The organism is Methylobrevis albus (assembly GCF_015904235.1).
Taxonomy (GTDB): domain Bacteria; phylum Pseudomonadota; class Alphaproteobacteria; order Rhizobiales; family Pleomorphomonadaceae; genus Methylobrevis_A; species Methylobrevis_A albus.
Map to the genome: position 1 here is coordinate 43,191 of NZ_JADZLT010000049.1, position 17,018 is coordinate 60,208.

At 70.6% G+C, this 17,018-nt stretch carries 15 protein-coding genes; 12 read left to right on the plus strand and 3 right to left on the minus strand.

Features of this window, described 5'->3' with window-relative positions; all coding sequences use genetic code 11:
- Positions 1–19: 19 nt before the first annotated feature.
- A complete protein-coding gene (locus I5731_RS07495) occupies positions 20–1,207 on the plus strand; it encodes a Gfo/Idh/MocA family protein (RefSeq protein WP_197310746.1) in 1,188 nt (395 codons plus the stop codon).
- A 39-nt stretch (positions 1,208–1,246) separates the two neighbouring features.
- Here I5731_RS07495 and I5731_RS07500 read toward each other — a convergent pair whose 3' ends face one another.
- Together I5731_RS07500 and I5731_RS07505 are read right to left on the minus strand one after the other, a co-directional pair.
- Positions 1,247–3,721: a GcvT family protein gene (locus tag I5731_RS07500; protein WP_197310747.1), complete on the minus strand. Its 2,475-nt coding sequence runs from the start codon at positions 3,719–3,721 to the stop codon at positions 1,247–1,249.
- Positions 3,718–4,602: a choline/ethanolamine kinase family protein gene (locus tag I5731_RS07505; RefSeq protein ID WP_197310748.1), complete on the minus strand. Its 885-nt coding sequence runs from the start codon at positions 4,600–4,602 to the stop codon at positions 3,718–3,720. Before I5731_RS07505 ends, I5731_RS07500 begins: the two co-directional genes overlap by 4 nt.
- A 185-nt stretch (positions 4,603–4,787) precedes the next feature.
- On the opposite strand from I5731_RS07505, the gene I5731_RS07510 reads away from it, so the two are divergent.
- Positions 4,788–5,546: a DeoR/GlpR family DNA-binding transcription regulator gene (locus I5731_RS07510; RefSeq protein WP_197311155.1), complete on the plus strand. Its 759-nt coding sequence runs from the start codon at positions 4,788–4,790 to the stop codon at positions 5,544–5,546.
- A 33-nt stretch (positions 5,547–5,579) separates the two neighbouring features.
- Here the strand turns inward: I5731_RS07510 and I5731_RS07515 are convergent, their stop codons facing one another.
- Positions 5,580–6,524 carry a tyrosine recombinase XerC gene (locus I5731_RS07515; RefSeq protein WP_197310749.1) on the minus strand — a complete coding sequence of 315 codons (945 nt, stop codon included), beginning with the start codon at positions 6,522–6,524 and terminating at the stop codon, positions 5,580–5,582.
- 191 nt (positions 6,525–6,715) lie between these two features.
- On the opposite strand from I5731_RS07515, the gene I5731_RS07520 reads away from it, so the two are divergent.
- The 10 genes from I5731_RS07520 to rpsO all read left to right on the plus strand — a co-directional run bounded on the left by I5731_RS07520 (position 6,716) and on the right by rpsO (position 16,878).
- Positions 6,716–7,132 carry a hypothetical protein gene (locus I5731_RS07520; protein ID WP_197310750.1) on the plus strand — a complete coding sequence of 139 codons (417 nt, stop codon included), beginning with the start codon at positions 6,716–6,718 and terminating at the stop codon, positions 7,130–7,132.
- Between the two features lie 128 nt (positions 7,133–7,260).
- A complete protein-coding gene (locus I5731_RS07525) occupies positions 7,261–7,599 on the plus strand; it encodes a hypothetical protein (protein WP_197310751.1) in 339 nt (112 codons plus the stop codon).
- Positions 7,600–7,836: 237 nt separating this feature from the next.
- Positions 7,837–8,544 carry a ribosome maturation factor RimP gene (gene rimP / locus I5731_RS07530; protein ID WP_197310752.1) on the plus strand — a complete coding sequence of 236 codons (708 nt, stop codon included), beginning with the start codon at positions 7,837–7,839 and terminating at the stop codon, positions 8,542–8,544.
- A gap of 116 nt (positions 8,545–8,660) precedes the next feature.
- The gene (nusA, locus tag I5731_RS07535; protein ID WP_197310753.1) at positions 8,661–10,346 is read left to right on the plus strand and encodes a transcription termination factor NusA; all 1,686 of its coding nucleotides are present in this window, start codon (positions 8,661–8,663) and stop codon (positions 10,344–10,346) included.
- Positions 10,347–10,452: 106 nt separating this feature from the next.
- Entirely contained in the window at positions 10,453–11,223 is a 771-nt protein-coding gene (locus I5731_RS07540; protein ID WP_197310754.1) for an RNA-binding protein, read from the plus strand.
- Between the two features lie 26 nt (positions 11,224–11,249).
- Entirely contained in the window at positions 11,250–13,829 is a 2,580-nt protein-coding gene (gene infB, locus I5731_RS07545; RefSeq protein ID WP_197310755.1) for a translation initiation factor IF-2, read from the plus strand.
- Positions 13,830–13,950: 121 nt separating this feature from the next.
- Positions 13,951–15,087 carry a hypothetical protein gene (locus I5731_RS07550; RefSeq protein ID WP_197310756.1) on the plus strand — a complete coding sequence of 379 codons (1,137 nt, stop codon included), beginning with the start codon at positions 13,951–13,953 and terminating at the stop codon, positions 15,085–15,087.
- A 3-nt stretch (positions 15,088–15,090) separates the two neighbouring features.
- On the plus strand, positions 15,091–15,510 hold the full coding sequence (gene rbfA / locus I5731_RS07555; protein WP_197310757.1) for a 30S ribosome-binding factor RbfA: 420 nt from the start codon (positions 15,091–15,093) through the stop codon (positions 15,508–15,510).
- A 121-nt stretch (positions 15,511–15,631) separates the two neighbouring features.
- Positions 15,632–16,576, plus strand: a complete 945-nt coding sequence (gene truB / locus I5731_RS07560; protein WP_407941831.1) for a tRNA pseudouridine(55) synthase TruB — start codon at positions 15,632–15,634, stop codon at positions 16,574–16,576.
- 32 nt (positions 16,577–16,608) lie between these two features.
- Complete coding sequence (rpsO, locus tag I5731_RS07565; protein WP_197310759.1) at positions 16,609–16,878, plus strand: 30S ribosomal protein S15; 270 nt, start codon at positions 16,609–16,611, stop codon at positions 16,876–16,878.
- Positions 16,879–17,018 lie beyond the last annotated feature (140 nt).

The following is a 17,018-nucleotide window of genomic DNA, read 5'->3' on the forward strand; positions in this document are numbered from 1 at the left end:
TTCCCGGAGAGCTTTCAGAATGACGATCGGAGCAAACACCAGCGCCGGCATCCCGCGCCGGCTGCGGCTCGGCATGGTCGGCGGCGGCCAGGGCGCCTTCATCGGCGCCGTCCACCGCATCGCCGCCCGCATCGACGACGCCTACGAACTCGTCGCCGGGGCGCTGTCGAGCGATCCCGAGCGGGCCCGCATCTCGGGCGCCGAACTCGGCCTCGCGCCCGAGCGCGCCTATACCTCCTACGAGGGCATGGCGCGGGCGGAAAGCCGCCGCCCGGACGGCATCGACGCCGTCGCCATCGTGACGCCGAACCACATGCACTTTCCCATCGCCAAAACCTTCCTCGAGGCCGGCATCCACGTCATCTGCGACAAGCCGCTGACCTCGACGCTGGAGGATGCGCTGGCGCTGCAGCAGATCGCCGAAGGCTCCGGCAAGCTGTTCGTGCTGACGCACAACTACACCGGCTATCCGATGATCCGGCAGGCGCGGGCGATGATCGCCGAGGGGGCGATCGGCAAGGTGCGCGTCGTGCAGGCGGAGTACCTGCAGGGCTGGCTCGCGACCCGGGTCGAGGACACCGGCTCCAAGCAGGCCGGCTGGCGCACCGATCCGGCGAAATCGGGCGCCGGCGGCTGCATCGGCGACATCGGCACCCACGCCTTCAACCTCGCCGGCTTCGTCACCGGCCTCGAGGTGGAAACGCTGTCGGCCGATCTCTCCACCTTCGTCGAGGGCCGCCGTGTCGACGATCACATCCAGATCCTGCTGCGCTATGCCGGCGGCGCGAAGGGCACGCTGGTCGCGAGCCAGGTGGCGATCGGTTCGGAAAACGGGCTGAAGCTGCGCATCTACGGCGAGACCGGCGGCCTCGAATGGGTGCAGGAGGAGCCGAACCAGCTCTGGTACACGCCGCTCGGCGAGGCAAAGCGCCTGCTGACCCGCGGCGGCGCGGGGGCAGGTCCCGCGGCGAACCGCGTCACCCGCGTCCCCTTCGGCCATCCGGAAGGCTACCTCGAAGGTTTTGCGAACATCTACGTGGAGGCGGCGCGGGCCATCCGCGCCTTCGATGCCGGCACGGCGCTCGATCCCGACGTCGCCTATCCGACGATCGCCGACGGCGTCGCCGGCATGCGCTTCATCGATGCGGCGATCCGCTCGGCGCAAGCCGACGGGCGCTGGACGCCGCTGGTCGGCATAGGCGGCTGACGTCGCCGCGGGTTCCGGGCACAGGCGGCTGACGCCGCCTCAGGCCCGGACCCGCGCCGAACTCGGGTCATAGGGCGGCGCCAGCGTCAGCGCCGCCCGGTGGGTCTCGCCCGCGACGACGAGGGCGAAGTCGCCGGCGAGGAACGCGTCGTCGACGCCGTCCGCGTTGCGCACGTAGCCCCAGCCGATGTTGGCGCCGATGGTGTAACCCCAGCCGCCGCTGGTGAGGTAGCCGACCGGCTTGCCGCCGCGCAGGATCGTCTCGCGGCCGACGAGATGCACCGCGGGGCTCTCGACGAGGAAGCCGGCGAGGCGCTTGGCGAGCGGGGCCTTCGCCTGCGCCTCCAGCGCGGCGCGGCCGATGAAGTCGATGTCGGATTTCAGTTTGACGGCGAAGCCGAGCCCGGCTTCGAGCGGGGTGTCGTTCGGCGTGATGTCCGCCCCCCAGGCCCGGTAGCCCTTCTCGAGCCGCAGCGATTCCATCGCGCGGTAGCCGGCGAGGCGAAGCCCGTGCGCGGCGCCAGCCGCGACCAGCGCGTCGTAGACGTCCGCCGCGGCGCGGGCCGGCATGTGCAGTTCCCAGCCGAGCTCGCCGACATAGGTAACGCGCAGCGCGCGCACCGCATGGCCGGCGATCGTCACGACCCGCACCGCGCCGAACGGGAAGGCGGCGGAGCCGAGATCGGCGTCGGTGACGGCGCCGAGGATCGCCCGCGCGTTCGGCCCCATCAGCGACAGCGTGGCGAACGCCTCGGTGACGTCCTCGCACGCGATGTCGCCGGCCCCGAGGTTGCGGCGGATCCAGTCACCGTCGTGGGTGCGGAAGCCGGTGCCGGTGACGACGTAGAAGTGGTCGTCGGCGAGCATCGCCACGGTGAGGTCGGCCTCGATGCCGCCCTTCGGGTTGAGGAGCTGGGTATAGGCGAGCCGCCCCGGCGCCCGCGCGACGCGGTTGGCGCAGAGCCGCTCCAGCGCGGCGGCGGCGTCGGTGCCGCGGATCTCGAACTTTGCGAACGACGACTGGTCGAACAGTACCGCCGCCTCGCGCGCCGCCGCGTGCTCCTCCCCGACGGCACCGAACCAGTTGGCACGGCCCTGGGACGGGATGTCCCGCGCCTCGCCGCTGGCGGCGGGATCCGCGAACCAGTTCGCCCGCTCCCAGCCGAGCTTGGAGCCGAACACCGCGCCGGCGTCCTTCAGCCGGCCGTAGAGCGGCGAGGCGAGGCGGGGCCGGGCACTCGCATATTCGTCGTGCGGCCAGGCGATGGCGTAGTGCTTGCCGTAGGCCTCGACCGTGCGCTCCAGCGTATAGGCGGGGTCGGCGTGCACGCCGGCGAAGCGGCGGATGTCGACGACCCAGAGGTCCATCGGCGGCGTGCCGTCGGCGACCCAGGCCGCCAGCGCCCAGCCGGCGCCGCCGCCCGACGCGATGCCGAAGGCGTTGAATCCGCAGCCGACGAAGAAGTTCCGGAGCTCCGGCGCCTCGCCGAGGATGAAGTTGCCGTCGGGCGTGAAGCTCTCCGGCCCGTTGATCATCTGCTTGACGCCGACATAGTGCAGCGCCGGCACCCGGGCGATCGCCGATTCCATGTGCGGCTCGAAGTGGTCCCAGTCCTCGTCGAGCAGACTGAACTCGAACGGCCGCGGCACGCCGTTCAGCGCCCAGGGCTTCGGGTTGGTCTCGTAGCCGCCCATGACGAGGCCGCCGACCTCCTCCTTGAAGTAGATCAGCCGGTCGGGGTCGCGCAGCGTCGGCAGCCGGCTCGGCACCCCCGCCACCGTCTCGGTGACGATGTACTGGTGCTGCATCGCCTGCAGCGGCACCGAAACGCCGGCCATCGCGCCGATCTCGCGCGACCAGAGGCCGGCGCAGACGACCACCTTGGCACAAGTGACGGTGCCGGCGTCGGTGACGACCCCGGTGACCGCGCCGCCCGCCGTCTCGAAGCCGGTGACGGTGACGCCCTCGACCAGCTTCGCCCCGTGCATCCGCGCGCCGCGGGCAAGGCTCTGGGTGATGTCGGAGGGGCTCGCCTGGCCGTCGGTCGGCAGGTAGGCGGCGCCGACGAGGTCGTCGATCGCCATCACCGGCCAGAGATCCTGCGCCTCGCGCGGGGTGAGCAGGTGCATGTCGAGGCCGAAGCTCTTCGCCGTCGTCGCCTGGCGCAGGATCTCGGTCCAGCGGTCGGCATTGCAGGCGAGCCGGAGGCCGCCGTTCTGCTTCCAGCCGGTGGCGAGCCCGGTCTCGGCCTCCAGCGTCGCATAGAGCTCGACCGAATATTTCAGCAGCCGGGTGATCGAGGCGGAGGTGCGCAGCTGGCCGACGAGGCCGGCGGCGTGCCAGGTCGAGCCGCCGGTGAGCCGGCCCTGCTCGATCAGCAGCACGTCGGCCTTGTGGTCGCGGGCGAGGTGATAGGCGGTGGAGCAGCCGATGATGCCACCGCCGATGACGACGATCTCGGCGTGGCTCGGCAGGCTGGCCGTCTTGGGGGCGAAATCGGGCGCGACGTTCATCGGATGGTTTCCTCGAACTGGCCGAGGGCGCGCTCGAAGCGGGCGAGGTTCTCGGCCGTATAGGCGACGTAGTCGGCGCCGGGGGCGTCGAGGTGGATTTCGGAGACCATGCTCCACATCGCCTCGCGCAGCAGCGAGGCGGCCTTCATCGCGTCGAAGGCCTTCAGCAGGGCGGGGTCGAGGTCGTCGCCGAAATAGGCGCCGAGCAGCGCGATCTCGGCGTCGCGGCCGAAGCCGGCGTTGCCGGCGAGGTTGGCGAGGTCGAACAGCGGCGTGCCGAAGCCGCCGTACTCCCAGTCGACCAGCCAGTAGCGGTCCGCGCCGCGCAGGATGTTGGCCGGCAGAAGGTCGTGGTGGCCGAAGACGATCGGCAGCGGCACCTGCGCCGCCTCCAGCAGGTCGCTGACGGCGAGGTAGCGCGGCAGCTCGCGCACCAGGCGGTGCCCGGCGGCGCTCAGCGTCGCCGCATAGTCGCGGATGACGTGGAACACCCAGAAGATCGGCGCCGGCCCGACGAGATGGCGCGCCACCTCGCCGTGGCAGCGCCGGATCAGCGGCACGATCTCCGCCCAGTTCGCCGCGACGTCGGCGGCGGTGCAGGCGGTGCACTCGACGAACTCGAACACGGTGATACCCGGCTCGGCGTGCAGCACCGCGGGCGAGAGGCCGGCGGCATGCGCCGCCCGGGCGACGGCAGTCTCCCGGTCGCGGAACACGTGGTGGAACGGCAGGTCGGCGCCGAGGCGCACGACGCGGCGCCGGCCGGCGTCCTCGACGACGAAATTCGCATTGGAGAGACCGCCCGACAGCGGCGCGATCTCGATCGGGCCGGACCAGATCGGCAGACGCCGGATGGCCGCGCGGTTCGCGGTGTCGCTCATCGCCCCCTCCTCGCCGCCGCTTTGCGCATTTCTCCTCGGCCAGGACGGCATTTCCACATCATTCGGGCATCATGTCAACAAAAAGTCACAAAAAGCCTCGCATCCATGGATCTCTCTTTCCGTTTTTGACCGAATGTCATATGATGTCGGTCAGGCTCGGCAAGTCAGGCGACGGCGGAGTGACCATCCTGAACGCGAAGCGACACGGCGACATCCTCCGCATCGTCGGGGAAACCGGCACGATCTCGGTGACCGACCTCGCCCACCGGCTGGGCGTCTCGCTCGAGACGGTGCGCCGCGACGTCCGCCCGCTCGCCGACGCCGGGACACTGCTCAAACTGCACGGCGCGGTGTCGCTGCCCGGCCCGCTGGCCGAGGCGCCGTTCGAGCGGCGCATGCGCGACAACGCCGACGCCAAGCGCGCCGTGGCGGCCCGGATCGCCGCGATGATCGACGACGGCGACGCCGTGATGCTTGACACCGGCACCACGACGAGCTTCCTCGCCCGCGCGCTGATGTCGAAGCGCCGGCTCACCGTCGTCACCAATTCCTCCGACATCGCCCGCACGCTGGCGACCGTCAACGACAACACGGTCTACATGGCCGGCGGGCAGTTGCGCGGCGACAGCGGCGCCGCCTTCGGCGCGGCGGCGATCGCCTTCGTGAAAAGCTTTCGCGTGCGCTTTGCCATCATCACCACGGCCGGCATCGACGCCGGCTGCGGCCTGATGGACTTCGACCTCGCCGAGGCGGAGTTCGCCCGCGCCGTGCTCGAATGCGGCGAGACCCGCCTCGTCGCCACCGACTCGAGCAAGTTCGGGCGCCGCGCGCTGGTGCGCATCTGCGGCTTCGGCGACGTCGACCGCATCGTCACCGACGCCGCCCCGCCGGCCGACATCGCCGAGCAGTTCGCCGCCAACGGCGTCGCCGTCGATCTCGCCTGACGAAAAACCCGGGCCTGACGAAAGACCCGTGCCCTATGCGCGCGGATGCGCCCGGTCGTAGACCTCGAGCAGCCGGGCGGCGTCGATGCCGGTATAGACCTGCGTCGTCGACAGGCTGGCGTGGCCGAGCAGTTCCTGGATGGTGCGCAGGTCGCCGCCGCCGCCGAGCAGGTGGGTCGCGAACGAATGGCGCAGCGCGTGCGGTGTCGCCGTCGGCGGCAGGCCGAGCGCGCCGCGCAGCCGCTCCATGGCGAGTTGCACCGCCCGCGCGCCGAGTGGCCCGCCCTTGACGCCGACGAACAGCGGCCCGTCGGGGGCCAGCGGCCACGGGCAGAGGCTGAGATAGGCGGCGACGCCGGCCGCGACCGGCTCGAGCACCGGCACGATCCGCGTCCGCCCGCCCTTGCCGGTGACGCGCAGCGGGTTGCCGCCGGCGACCGGCGCCTCGGCCCGGGTCAGCGACAGCGCCTCGCCGATGCGGAGGCCGGCGCCGTAGAGCAGGCCGAGCACCGCGGCGTCGCGCGCCGCGACCCACGGCTCGTCCGCCGTCTGCGCGTCGATCGAGACGACGTCGAGCGCCGCATCGGCGGCGAGCGGCTTCGGCAAGCGCCGCGGCCGTTTCGGCGCCCGCACGGCGGCGGCGGCCGCGGACGGTGCGGCGCCCTCGCGCTCGAGATGCCGGATCAGCGAGCGGATGCCGGCGAGCGAGCGGGCGAGCGAGGCAGCGGCGATGTCGTCGCGGCGGCGGTCGGCGAGGAAGGCGCGGAAATCCGCCGGCCGGAGCTGCGCCAGCGCCGCGATGTCGGGCGCGCCGCCGAGGTGGCCGGCGAGGAAGCGCAGGAACTGCGTCACGTCGCGCTCATAGGCCTCGACGGTCTTCGGCGACAGCCGCCGCACGCCCGCGAGCGTCGCCAGCCAGCCGGCGACCTTGGCCGCGAGGTCGGGCGCCATGATCGTCAGCGGGCCGCCGGTGTCCATCGTGGTCTCGCATCCTGCCGTCGCATGTCACCGACCAGCCTTGTCGCAAAAGCTGAACGACGGGTGAACACCGGCCTCAGCCCGGGTTCAGCGGCAGGGCTCTAGAAGGGTGACATGCGGCGCCGTCGAGGGACCAAGCGCCGATGCCACCGGGCCCGGCGACGCGGCCCACCGCCGATGAGGATCCCGTCATGCTCCCGAAGTTCGCTGTTTCGAAGACCGTTCTCTCCGCCGTCGCGGCCGTTGCCTTCGCCGCCGCCGCCCTCGTCTCCGCCTCCGCCCCGGCTGCCGCCGACGGCATCAACGTCCGCGTCGCCATCGGCGCGCCGTTCATCGCCGGCCCCTCGGCGAAGGCGCCGGTGGTCACCGTCGACCACCGCGGCTGGGACGCGCACCGCCCCTACTACCAGGACCGCGGCCGCGACCACGGCCGCGACTGGCACCGCGGCCGCGACCATCGCAATAGCTGGCGCAACGACTGGCGCCCGCAGCGCGTCGTCAAGGTCTGCGAGCCGACCTGGGTGGTGCGCAAGGTCGAGGACCGCCACGGCCGGGTGATCAAGGTGGTGCGCACCCGCACCGAGACCTGCCGCAACGTCTACCGCTGACGCGCGGCCGTCGCCCGGTGACCTGCCTCCGCTTCGGGTGTAGCATTGCACCCGGAGCGGAGGATTTCGCCATGCGGCATCCCGTGATGCGAGCGGTCTCGCGACCGGCCGGAGCAGGGCGCCGGCGGGTGCTTGCGGGCCTCGCCCTCGTGCTGACCATGAGCCTCGTCCCCGCCGCGGTGCCGTCGGCCGCGGCGCACGACTGCAAGTGCCGTTTCGCCGGACGCGACTGGTCGCTCGGCCAGCGCGCCTGCTTCGGCCCGGACGGCGCGTCGCGGCTGATGGAATGCCGCATGAACCAGAACATCACCGCCTGGGTCGAGGTCGCGGACGGTTGCCCGGCCGCGGCGCTCGGCCCGCCGCAGGGGTCGGTTCGCGGCACCCTGCACGGCGATGGCTCGTCCGGTCCCGCCGTCCGCGCGACGCTTTCCGCAGCGTTTCGGGCCTCTGCCGCGGCCCAGCCTTGATTTCCCGCCCACTCCCTGTATATATCGCGTCATTCACCGATCCTTGATGCGCTCGATGAGCGGATTGGGAGTGGGGCCCACCCGGGACCCGCTCTTTTCGGCATAGGCTCAAGGCAAGGATCGCGAACCAGTGTGCCGCGTCAGGCGATGCGGACGACGACAGCGCCGTTCCGGCGAACCCGTGAGCCCGGACAACGGCGCGCCGGCTTCGCGGCGGCGGGAAGACGACGGACCAGGATGACCAGCGCAGAGCGCGACGACGACATCGACGACCGCGACGACGCCCCCAACGGTGCGGCGGGCGACGAGCGTGACGATGCCCTGAACTCTCCCGATCTCGACCTCGGTGACGACGACGATACCGTCGCCATCGGCCCGTCGGTGCATTTCGAGGCGCCGCTCGACGAGCCGCGCCTCGTCGCCGAGACCGGCCCGGCGGCGAAGGTCGCGGCGATCATCGACCCGGTGCTGATCGACATCGGCTACCGCCTCGTGCGCGTCCGCCTCTCCGGCCTCAACGGCGCCACCCTGCAGATCATGGCCGAGCGGCCCGACGGCGGCATGACCGTCGAGGACTGCGAGACGGTCAGCCGCGCGATCTCCCCGGCGCTCGACGTCGAGGACCCGATCGACCGCGCCTACTATCTCGAGGTCTCCTCCCCCGGCATCGACCGCCCGCTGGTGCGGGTCAGCGACTTTGCGCGCTGGGTCGGCTTCGAGGCGAAGGTGGAGCTCGCGGTGCCTGTCGCGGGGCGCAAGCGCTTCCGCGGCTGGCTGCTCGGCGTCGAGGGCGAAGGCAGCGAGGCGACGGCGGGCATCCGGATGCTGCAGCCGCTCGACGACGGCACCAATGAGGCGCGCTTCCCGCTGGCGTCGCTCGAAGAAGCCCGGCTGGTGCTCAACGACGCGCTGATCCGCGCCTCGCTGAGGGCCGGCAAGGCCTGACGGGCGACGAGAGCCCCTCGCGGGCGAAGAGAATGTGACGCGGGCGCCCGGCGGGCGCCTTGGAAGACCAAGACGCCGTCGGCGCGGCGCGGACCAGGGTTCAGGAGAAATAGGCCATGGCAGTCAGTGCGAACCGGCTCGAGCTTCTGCAGATCGCGGACGCGGTTGCCCGTGAGAAGTCGATCGACCGGCAGATCGTGATCGCCGCGATGGAAGACGCGATCCAGAAGGCCGCCCGCTCGCGCTACGGCCAGGAGACCGACATCCGCGCCGAGATCAACGCCCGCACCGGCGAGATCAAGCTGCAGCGGCTGATGGAAGTGGTCGACGCGGTCGAGAACTATTCGACCCAGATCGACCTCGTCGAAGCGCAGCACCGCAACCCCGGCGCCCGCCTCGGCGACTTCATCGCCGATCCGCTGCCCCCCGTCGATTTCGGCCGCATCGCCGCCCAGTCGGCCAAGCAGGTCATCGTGCAGAAGGTGCGCGAGGCCGAGCGTGACCGGCAGTTCGACGAGTACAAGGACCGCATGGGCGAGATCATCAACGGGGTGGTCAAGCGCGTCGAATACGGCAACGTCATCGTCGATCTCGGCCGCGGCGAGGCGATCGTCCGCCGCGACGAGCTGATCCCGCGCGAGGCCTTCCGCTACGGCGACCGCATCCGCGCGCTGGTGCACGACGTGCGCCGCGAGCAGCGCGGGCCGCAGGTGTTCCTGTCGCGCACCCATCCGCAGTTCATGGCGAAGCTGTTCGCCCAGGAAGTGCCGGAAATCTACGACGGCATCATCGAGATCAAGTCGGTCGCCCGCGACCCCGGCTCGCGCGCCAAGATCGCCGTCATCTCCAAGGACAGCTCGATCGACCCGGTCGGCGCCTGCGTCGGCATGCGCGGCAGCCGCGTCCAGGCCGTGGTGCAGGAGCTGCAGGGCGAGAAGATCGACATCATCCCCTGGAACGCCGACGCCGCGACCTTCATCGTCAACGCGCTGCAGCCGGCCGAGGTCGCCAAGGTGGTGCTCGACGAGGACGCCGAGCGCATCGAGGTGGTGGTGCCCGACGAGCAGCTCTCACTCGCCATCGGTCGCCGCGGCCAGAACGTCCGCCTCGCCTCGCAGCTCACCGGCTGGGACATCGACATCCTGACCGAGCAGGAAGAGAGCGAGCGCCGGCAGAAGGAATTCGCCGAGCGCACCGAGCTGTTCATGGCGGCGCTCGACGTCGACGAGGTGGTCGGCCAGCTGCTCGCCACCGAGGGCTTCTCCTCGGTCGAGGACCTCGCCTTCGTCGAGCTCGACGAGATCGCCACCATCGAGGGCTTCGATTCCGACACCGCCGAGGAAATCCAGACCCGCGCCGCCGAGTATCTCGAGGCGCAGGAGCAGGCCCGCGACGAGGAGCGCCGCACGCTCGGCGTCGAGGACCAGCTGAAGGAGATCCCCGGCCTCACCACCGCGATGCTGGTGGCGCTCGGCAAGGACGACATCAAGACCGTCGAGGATCTCGCCGGCTGCGCCACCGACGACCTCGTCGGCTGGACCGAGCGCAAGAACGGCGAGACCACGCGCCACACCGGCACGCTGTCCGCCTTCGACCTGTCGCGCGCCGACGCCGAGCAGATCGTCATGGCCGCGCGCGTCGCGGTCGGCTGGATCGAGGCGGACCCGGCCGAGGCCGAGCTCGACGCCGAGGTCGAGGATGACGCCGAGGCCGAAGTCGACGCGGACGTCGAGTCCGAGGACGAAGTGGACGCCGAAGTCGGCGCCGACGCCGAGCCGGAAACGACCACCGGTCAGGCCTGACGCCGCCGCCGACTGCGCCACGGATCACGTCGCGGCCCCGCGGACACGACCGCGGGGCGCTGCTTGCGCTCGGCGCGCGGGCTCACCATCTCTGGACGGAACAGCCATGGCGCCGGTGAAGGACACCGCCGAGAGGACCTGCCTCGTCACCCGCGAGGCGCAGCCGCCCGGCGGGCTGATCCGTTTCGTGGTCGCCCCCGACGGCGGCGTGATCCCGGATCTGCGCGGCCGGCTGCCCGGACGGGGCGCCTGGGTGTCCGCCCGGCGCGACATCGTCGAGACGGCGGTGAAGAAGAAGCTCTTCGCCCGCGCCTTCAAGGCGGACGTACGCGCCGGGGACGACCTGCCGCAGCAGCTCGAGGACATGCTCGAGGCGGCGGCGCTGTCGGCGCTGTCGATGGCGCGCAAGGCGGGTCTCGTGGTCACCGGCTTCGGCAAGGTGCAGCAGGCGCTGGAACGCGAGACCGTGATCGCGCTGCTCCATGCGATCGAGGCCGCGCCCGACGGCCGGCGCAAGGTCGGACAGTTCGTCCGGCGCCGCGCCGCGTTCGAGGCGGAGTTCGGCGACGAGCGCGTCAAGCGGCGCGAGATAACCGTCATCGGCGGAATCTTCGCCGGGGCGCAATTGGATTTGGCATTGGGCGGCGCTAATGTGATACATGCTGCACTGCTCGCCGGCGGGGCGGGCAACAGCTTCCTCGATCGCGCCGCCGCGCTGGCCCGTTACCGTGGGCTGGCGCTGGACTTGTTGGGGTCGATCCCCGAAGACGGCGGCCTAGCCGGACCGGGCCGCGATGAGAAGACGATACCCGATGACCGGACGCGCGGGATTTCGCCGACAAATGGCGGCCCGCCCGACGATGGCCCGCTGGAATGACTACGGTCCGCAGGATAGAAGACGGCATGAGCGATACGAAGAACACTGACGACAAGACTCTTGGCGTGCCCGCGAAGAAGACGTTGACCCTCCGGCGTACGGTCGAGCAGGGCACCGTCCGGCAGAGCTTTTCGCATGGGCGCACCAAGGCGGTCGTCGTCGAGAAGAAGAAGAGCCGCACGACGCGCGCCGATGAGCCCGCGGCGCAGCAGCCGGCTACGCGCACCGTCGAGCTCGTGCAGACCCAGCGTGAACCGCCGCGCCCGCCGCAGCCGCAGCAGCGCCGCCCCGGCGTCGTGCTGCGCTCGCTGAGCCAGGACGAACTCGACGCCCGCGCCCAGGCGCTGGCCGACGCCCGCGTCCGTGAGGTCGAGGAGCGCCGCCGCGCCGAGGAAGACGCGCGCCGCCGCGCCGAGGAAGAGCGCATCGCCGCCGAGCGCGCCGCCGCCGACGCGAAGGCCGCCGCCGAGGCCGCCAAGCGCGACGCCGAGGAGGCCACCCGCGCCGCTGCGGATGCCGCCGCCAATCCCGCACCCGTCGTCGCCGCGGCTCCGACCGCCGCCACGCCCGACCTTTCGCGGCCGAAGCCGGGCACTGCCCCGGTCGTCGCCCGCGACGTCGAGGAAGAGGACGACGGTCGCCCGAAGACGCCGGGCGTCAAGAAGCCCCGCGCGCCGGAGGTCAAGACCCCCGTCAAGCGCGGTGCCGACGACCGCCGCAAGGGCCGTCTCACCATCACCACCGCCCTCTCCGACGACGACAGCGAGCGCGGGCGTTCGCTCGCGGCCCTGCGCCGCCGCCGCGAGAAGGAAAAGCGGTCGCACCAGAGCGGGCCGCGCGAGAAGGTGATGCGCGAGGTGATCTTGCCCGAGGCGATCACCATCCAGGAACTCGCCAACCGCATGGCCGAGCGCGCCGTCGACGTCATCAAGCTGTTGATGCGCCAGGGGCAGATGCTCAAGATCAACGACGTGATCGATGCCGATACGGCGGAGCTGATCGCGACCGAGATGGGCCATACCGTCAAGCGCGTCGCCGACTCCGACGTCGAGGAAGGTCTCTACGCCGAGGCCGATCACGCCGACGACACGACGCCGCGCCCGCCGATCGTCACGATCATGGGCCACGTCGATCACGGCAAGACCTCGCTGCTCGACGCGCTGCGCCACGCCAACGTGGTCGCCGGTGAGGCGGGTGGCATCACCCAGCACATCGGTGCCTACCAGGTCGAGCAGAACGGCCAGAAGATCACCTTCATCGACACCCCCGGCCACGCCGCCTTCACGGCGATGCGTGCCCGCGGCGCCAAGGCGACCGACATCGTCATCCTGGTGGTGGCCGCCGACGACGGCGTCATGCCGCAGACGGTGGAGGCGATCGCCCACGCCCGTGCGGCGGGCGTGCCGATCATCGTCGCCGTCAACAAGATGGACAAGCCGGACGCCAAGCCCGAGCGCGTCCGCACCGATCTGCTGCGCCACGACATCGTGGTGGAGTCGATGGGCGGCGACACGCTCGAGATCGAGGTCTCGGCGACCAAGAAGATGAACCTCGACAAGCTGCTGGAAGCCATCCTGCTGCAGTCGGAAGTGCTGGAACTCAAGGCCAACCCCGATCGCGACGCCGAAGGCATCGTCATCGAGGCGAAGCTCGACAAGGGCCGCGGCCCGGTCGCCTCGGTGCTGGTGCAGCGCGGCACGCTGAAGGTCGGCGACATCCTCGTCGCCGGCTCCGAGTGGGGCCGCGTCCGCGCGCTGCTCAACGACAAGGGCGCGCAGGTGCCGTCCGCCGGCCCGTCGATGCCGGTCGAAGTGCTCGGCTTCCAGGGCACCCCCGATGCCGGCGACCGCGTCGCGGTGGTCGACAGCGAGGCCCGCGCCCGCGAGATCACCGAGTACCGCATCCGTTCGAAGCGCGAGAACCAGCTGAAGACCGCAGCCGGCACCCGCGGCTCGCTCGAGCAGATGATGACCAAGCTGCAGACCGCCGGCCGCAAGGACTTCCCGCTCGTCATCAAGACCGACGTGCAGGGTTCGCTCGAGGCGATCGTCGGCGCGCTGGAGAAGCTCGGCAACGACGAGGTCGGTGCGCGCATCGTCCACGGCGGCGTCGGCGGCATCACCGAGTCGGACCTCACCCTGGCGGAAGCGTCCGAGGCGGCGATCATCGGCTTCAACGTCCGCGCCAACACGCAGGCGCGGCAGGCGGCCGAGCGTTCGGGCACCGAAATTCGCTACTACAACATCATCTACAACCTCGTGGATGACGTGAAGGCGGCGATGAGCGGCATGCTCAGCCCGGAGCGTCGCGAGACCTTCCTCGGCAATGCGCAGATCCTCGAGATCTTCAACATCACCAAGGTCGGCAAGGTCGCCGGTTGCCGTGTCGTCGAAGGTTCGGTGGAGCGCGGCGCGCAGGTTCGCCTGATCCGCGACAACGTCGTGATCCACGAGGGCAAGCTCGGCACGCTGAAGCGCTTCAAGGACGACGTGAAGGAAGTTCACGCCGGCCAGGAGTGCGGCATGAACTTCGAGAACTACCAGGACATGCGCGCCGGCGACATCATCGAGTGCTTCCGCGTCGAGGAAATCGCGCGCACGCTCTGATCACCCAGGTCCCATACCGCACGGCGAACGGCCGGCCGCCTTCGGGCGCCGGCCGTTCGTTCATCAAGGACCCGCCGGCGACGGCCGTCCGTTTCCGACCGCCGCCGCGAAAACGACTGTCATGACCGTCTTCCAGATCGTGCAGAACGGCAATCACGTCGAACTCGCCACCTCGAAGGGCGTCGTCACCTACGACGTCGACGGCGTCGACCTGCCGAAGCTCACCGACCTCAGCTTCGCGGTGTGGCACCTGCTGCCGCGCGCGATGCTGCGGCGCGGCGGCTACGACATCCACATCGCCGGCCCGGTCGATCCGCTGGTGATCGCCAACGCGGTGCGCTTCTCGCGCACCTTCGAGATGTGGGTGCCCAGCAAATTCCGCGAGGTGCAGATCACCGCCGACGCCGTGCCGGCCCCCGCGCCGCGCCAGCCCGGCGAACTCGTGTGCTATTCGGGCGGCGTCGATTCCACCCACATGCTGCTGCGGCTCGGCCGGCGCGAGACCGAGACGACGGCGCTCACCGTGCACGGCATGGACTACCGCACCGCCAATATCGACGGGTTCAACCGCCTGATCGCGCGCAATGCGCCGCTGCTCGCCCGGCAGAACTACCGGCAGATCACGCTGCGCAGCAATGCGGGGCTCATCGCCAAGGGCTATCACGGCTGGGGCCTCGCGCTCGCCGGCCACATCTTCCTGCTGTCAGGCCTGTTCGGCAGCGCGCGCTTTGCCGCCGACTGCACGCAGGAGATGGACCTCGCCTCGCATCCCTGGGGCATGAACCACGTCACCAACCGCTATCTGCGCGGCAGCCGGATGGTGATGGAATCGCTGTGCGACGACGTCTCGCGCTGCGAGAAGGTTGTCGAGATCGCCAAGGACGACCTCGCGCTGCGCACGATCTCGTTCTGCGGCGTTCGCGAGGCGCGGCCCGACAACTGCGGCCTCTGCGTCAAATGCCTCCGGACCAAGGCGATCTTCGCCGGCATGCTCGGCGAAATTCCGCAGATCTATCGGGCCGAGGGGCTGACCGAGGCAATGATGGACACCGTCGACTGGACGGTGATGCCGGAGTGGCCGGTGTTCATCGACCTCTACCAGAACGTCCGCGCCGCCGGCGGCCTCGACCGCGTGCCGGGCATCCGCCGCTGGGTCGACAAGATCCGCGCCACCAACGCCGCGGAAGCGGCAAGACACATCGAGGCCGGCCGGCCCGTTCCGACGGTTGCGCCGCAGGCCGAACTCGTGAAGGACTAAGGCATGAAACATTCCTCCGGCACCGCGCCGGGCATCCCCTCCCAGCGCCAGCTCCGCGTCGGCGAACTGATCCGCCATGTCGTGGCCGAGATCATCGCGCGCGGCGAGATTTCCGATCCCGAGATCGCCGGCCTGCTGATCACCGTGCCGGAAGTGCGCATGTCGCCCGACCTGAAGCACGCGACGGTGTTCGTGACGCTGACCGCCGGCGGCGACGCCTCGCATGCGGCGAAGCTGCTCGACCGGCACGTCAAGTTCCTGCGCGGCCAGGTCGCTCGCAAGGTGAACCTGAAATACGCCCCGGACATCCGCTTCCGCTACGACAGCCGCTTCGAGGAAAGCGCCCGCATCGACGCGATCCTGCGCTCGCCGCAGGTGGCGCAGGACCTGAAGGGCGACGACGAAGACGGCGACGCGACCTGATCCCACGCGCGGTGCCGACCGCGCGGGATCTGGCGAACCCACCCGTGACCGCACGATCGTCGTGCGATCCCAACGCGTTCCGCGCGCCCGCCGGGTCCAATTCCCGCCGACGCTTCCGGAGATGAAACCGAAGATGGCCCGCAAGCAGAAGAACAACACCGTCCACGGCTGGGTGGTGCTCGACAAGCCCTATGGCATGACCTCGACCCAGGCGGTCGGCGCCGTGAAGCGGCTGGTCGGCACCTCGAAGGCCGGCCACGCCGGCACGCTCGACCCGCTCGCCACCGGCATGCTGCCGATCGCCCTCGGCGAGGCGACCAAGACCGTCCCCTTCGTGATGGACGGGCGCAAGGTCTACCGCTTCACCGTGCGCTGGGGCGCCGAGACCACCACCGACGACACCGAGGGCAGCGTGGTCGCCACCTCCGACCACCGGCCGACGGCCGAGGAGATCGATGCCGTGCTCGACGAGTTCGAGGGCGAGATCAGCCAGGTGCCGCCCGTCTTCTCGGCGATCAAGGTCGACGGCGAGCGCGCCTACGACCTCGCCCGCGCCGGCGAGAGCTTCGAGCTCGAGGCGCGCACGATTTCGGTGCACGCCCTCGATCTCGTCGGCTGTCCCGACGCCGACACCGCGATCTTCGAGGCCGAATGCGGCAAGGGCACCTATGTCCGGGCGCTCGCCCGCGACATCGCCCGCCGGCTCGGCACCTGCGCCCATGTCGCGGAACTGCGCCGTCTGGTGGTCGGCCCGTTCGGCGAGGACGACATGATTTCTCTGGAAATGCTGGAGGAAGTGCGTCATAACCCCGGCGCTGGCGGAGCCCTCTCCGCCGGCCTGATCCGCCCCGTTGAGACCGCGCTGGACGACATCCCGGCGCTGGCCGTTTCGGCAGCGGACGCAAACCGGTTGCGCAATGGGCAACCGGTCTTGCTGCGCGGACGGGATGCTCCGACGTTCGAAGGTTCGGCCTATGCCGTCAGCCAGGGTGACCTGGTGGCGCTGGGCGAACTCGAACAGGGGTCTTTTCATCCGACGCGCGTGTTCAACCTCACCGGCGCCTGACGCGCCGGCGACCTTTTTGAAAGGACTGCCCGATGTCGATCACGAACGAGCGCAAGGCTCAGCTGATCTCCGAATACGCCACCAAGGCCGACGACACCGGTTCGCCCGAGGTCCAGGTGGCGCTGCTCTCCGAGCGCATTTCCAACCTGACCGAGCACTTCAAGACCCACGGCAAGGACAACCATTCCCGCCGCGGCCTCCTGAAGCTGGTCAGCCAGCGCCGCCAGCTCCTCGACTACCTGAAGAAGTCGGACGAGGCGCGCTACACCGGCCTGATCGGCCGTCTCGGCCTGCGCCGCTGACGCCGACGACGTGAAACGGGGGCGGGCCCAGCGCTTCGCCCCTTTTTCTTATGGATCCCCGGTGCCGGCGGCTCAGCCCGCCGCGCCGGACCAGACGCGCGGTGCACCCCCGAGGGGGCGCGACGCGCGGACCGGACCCC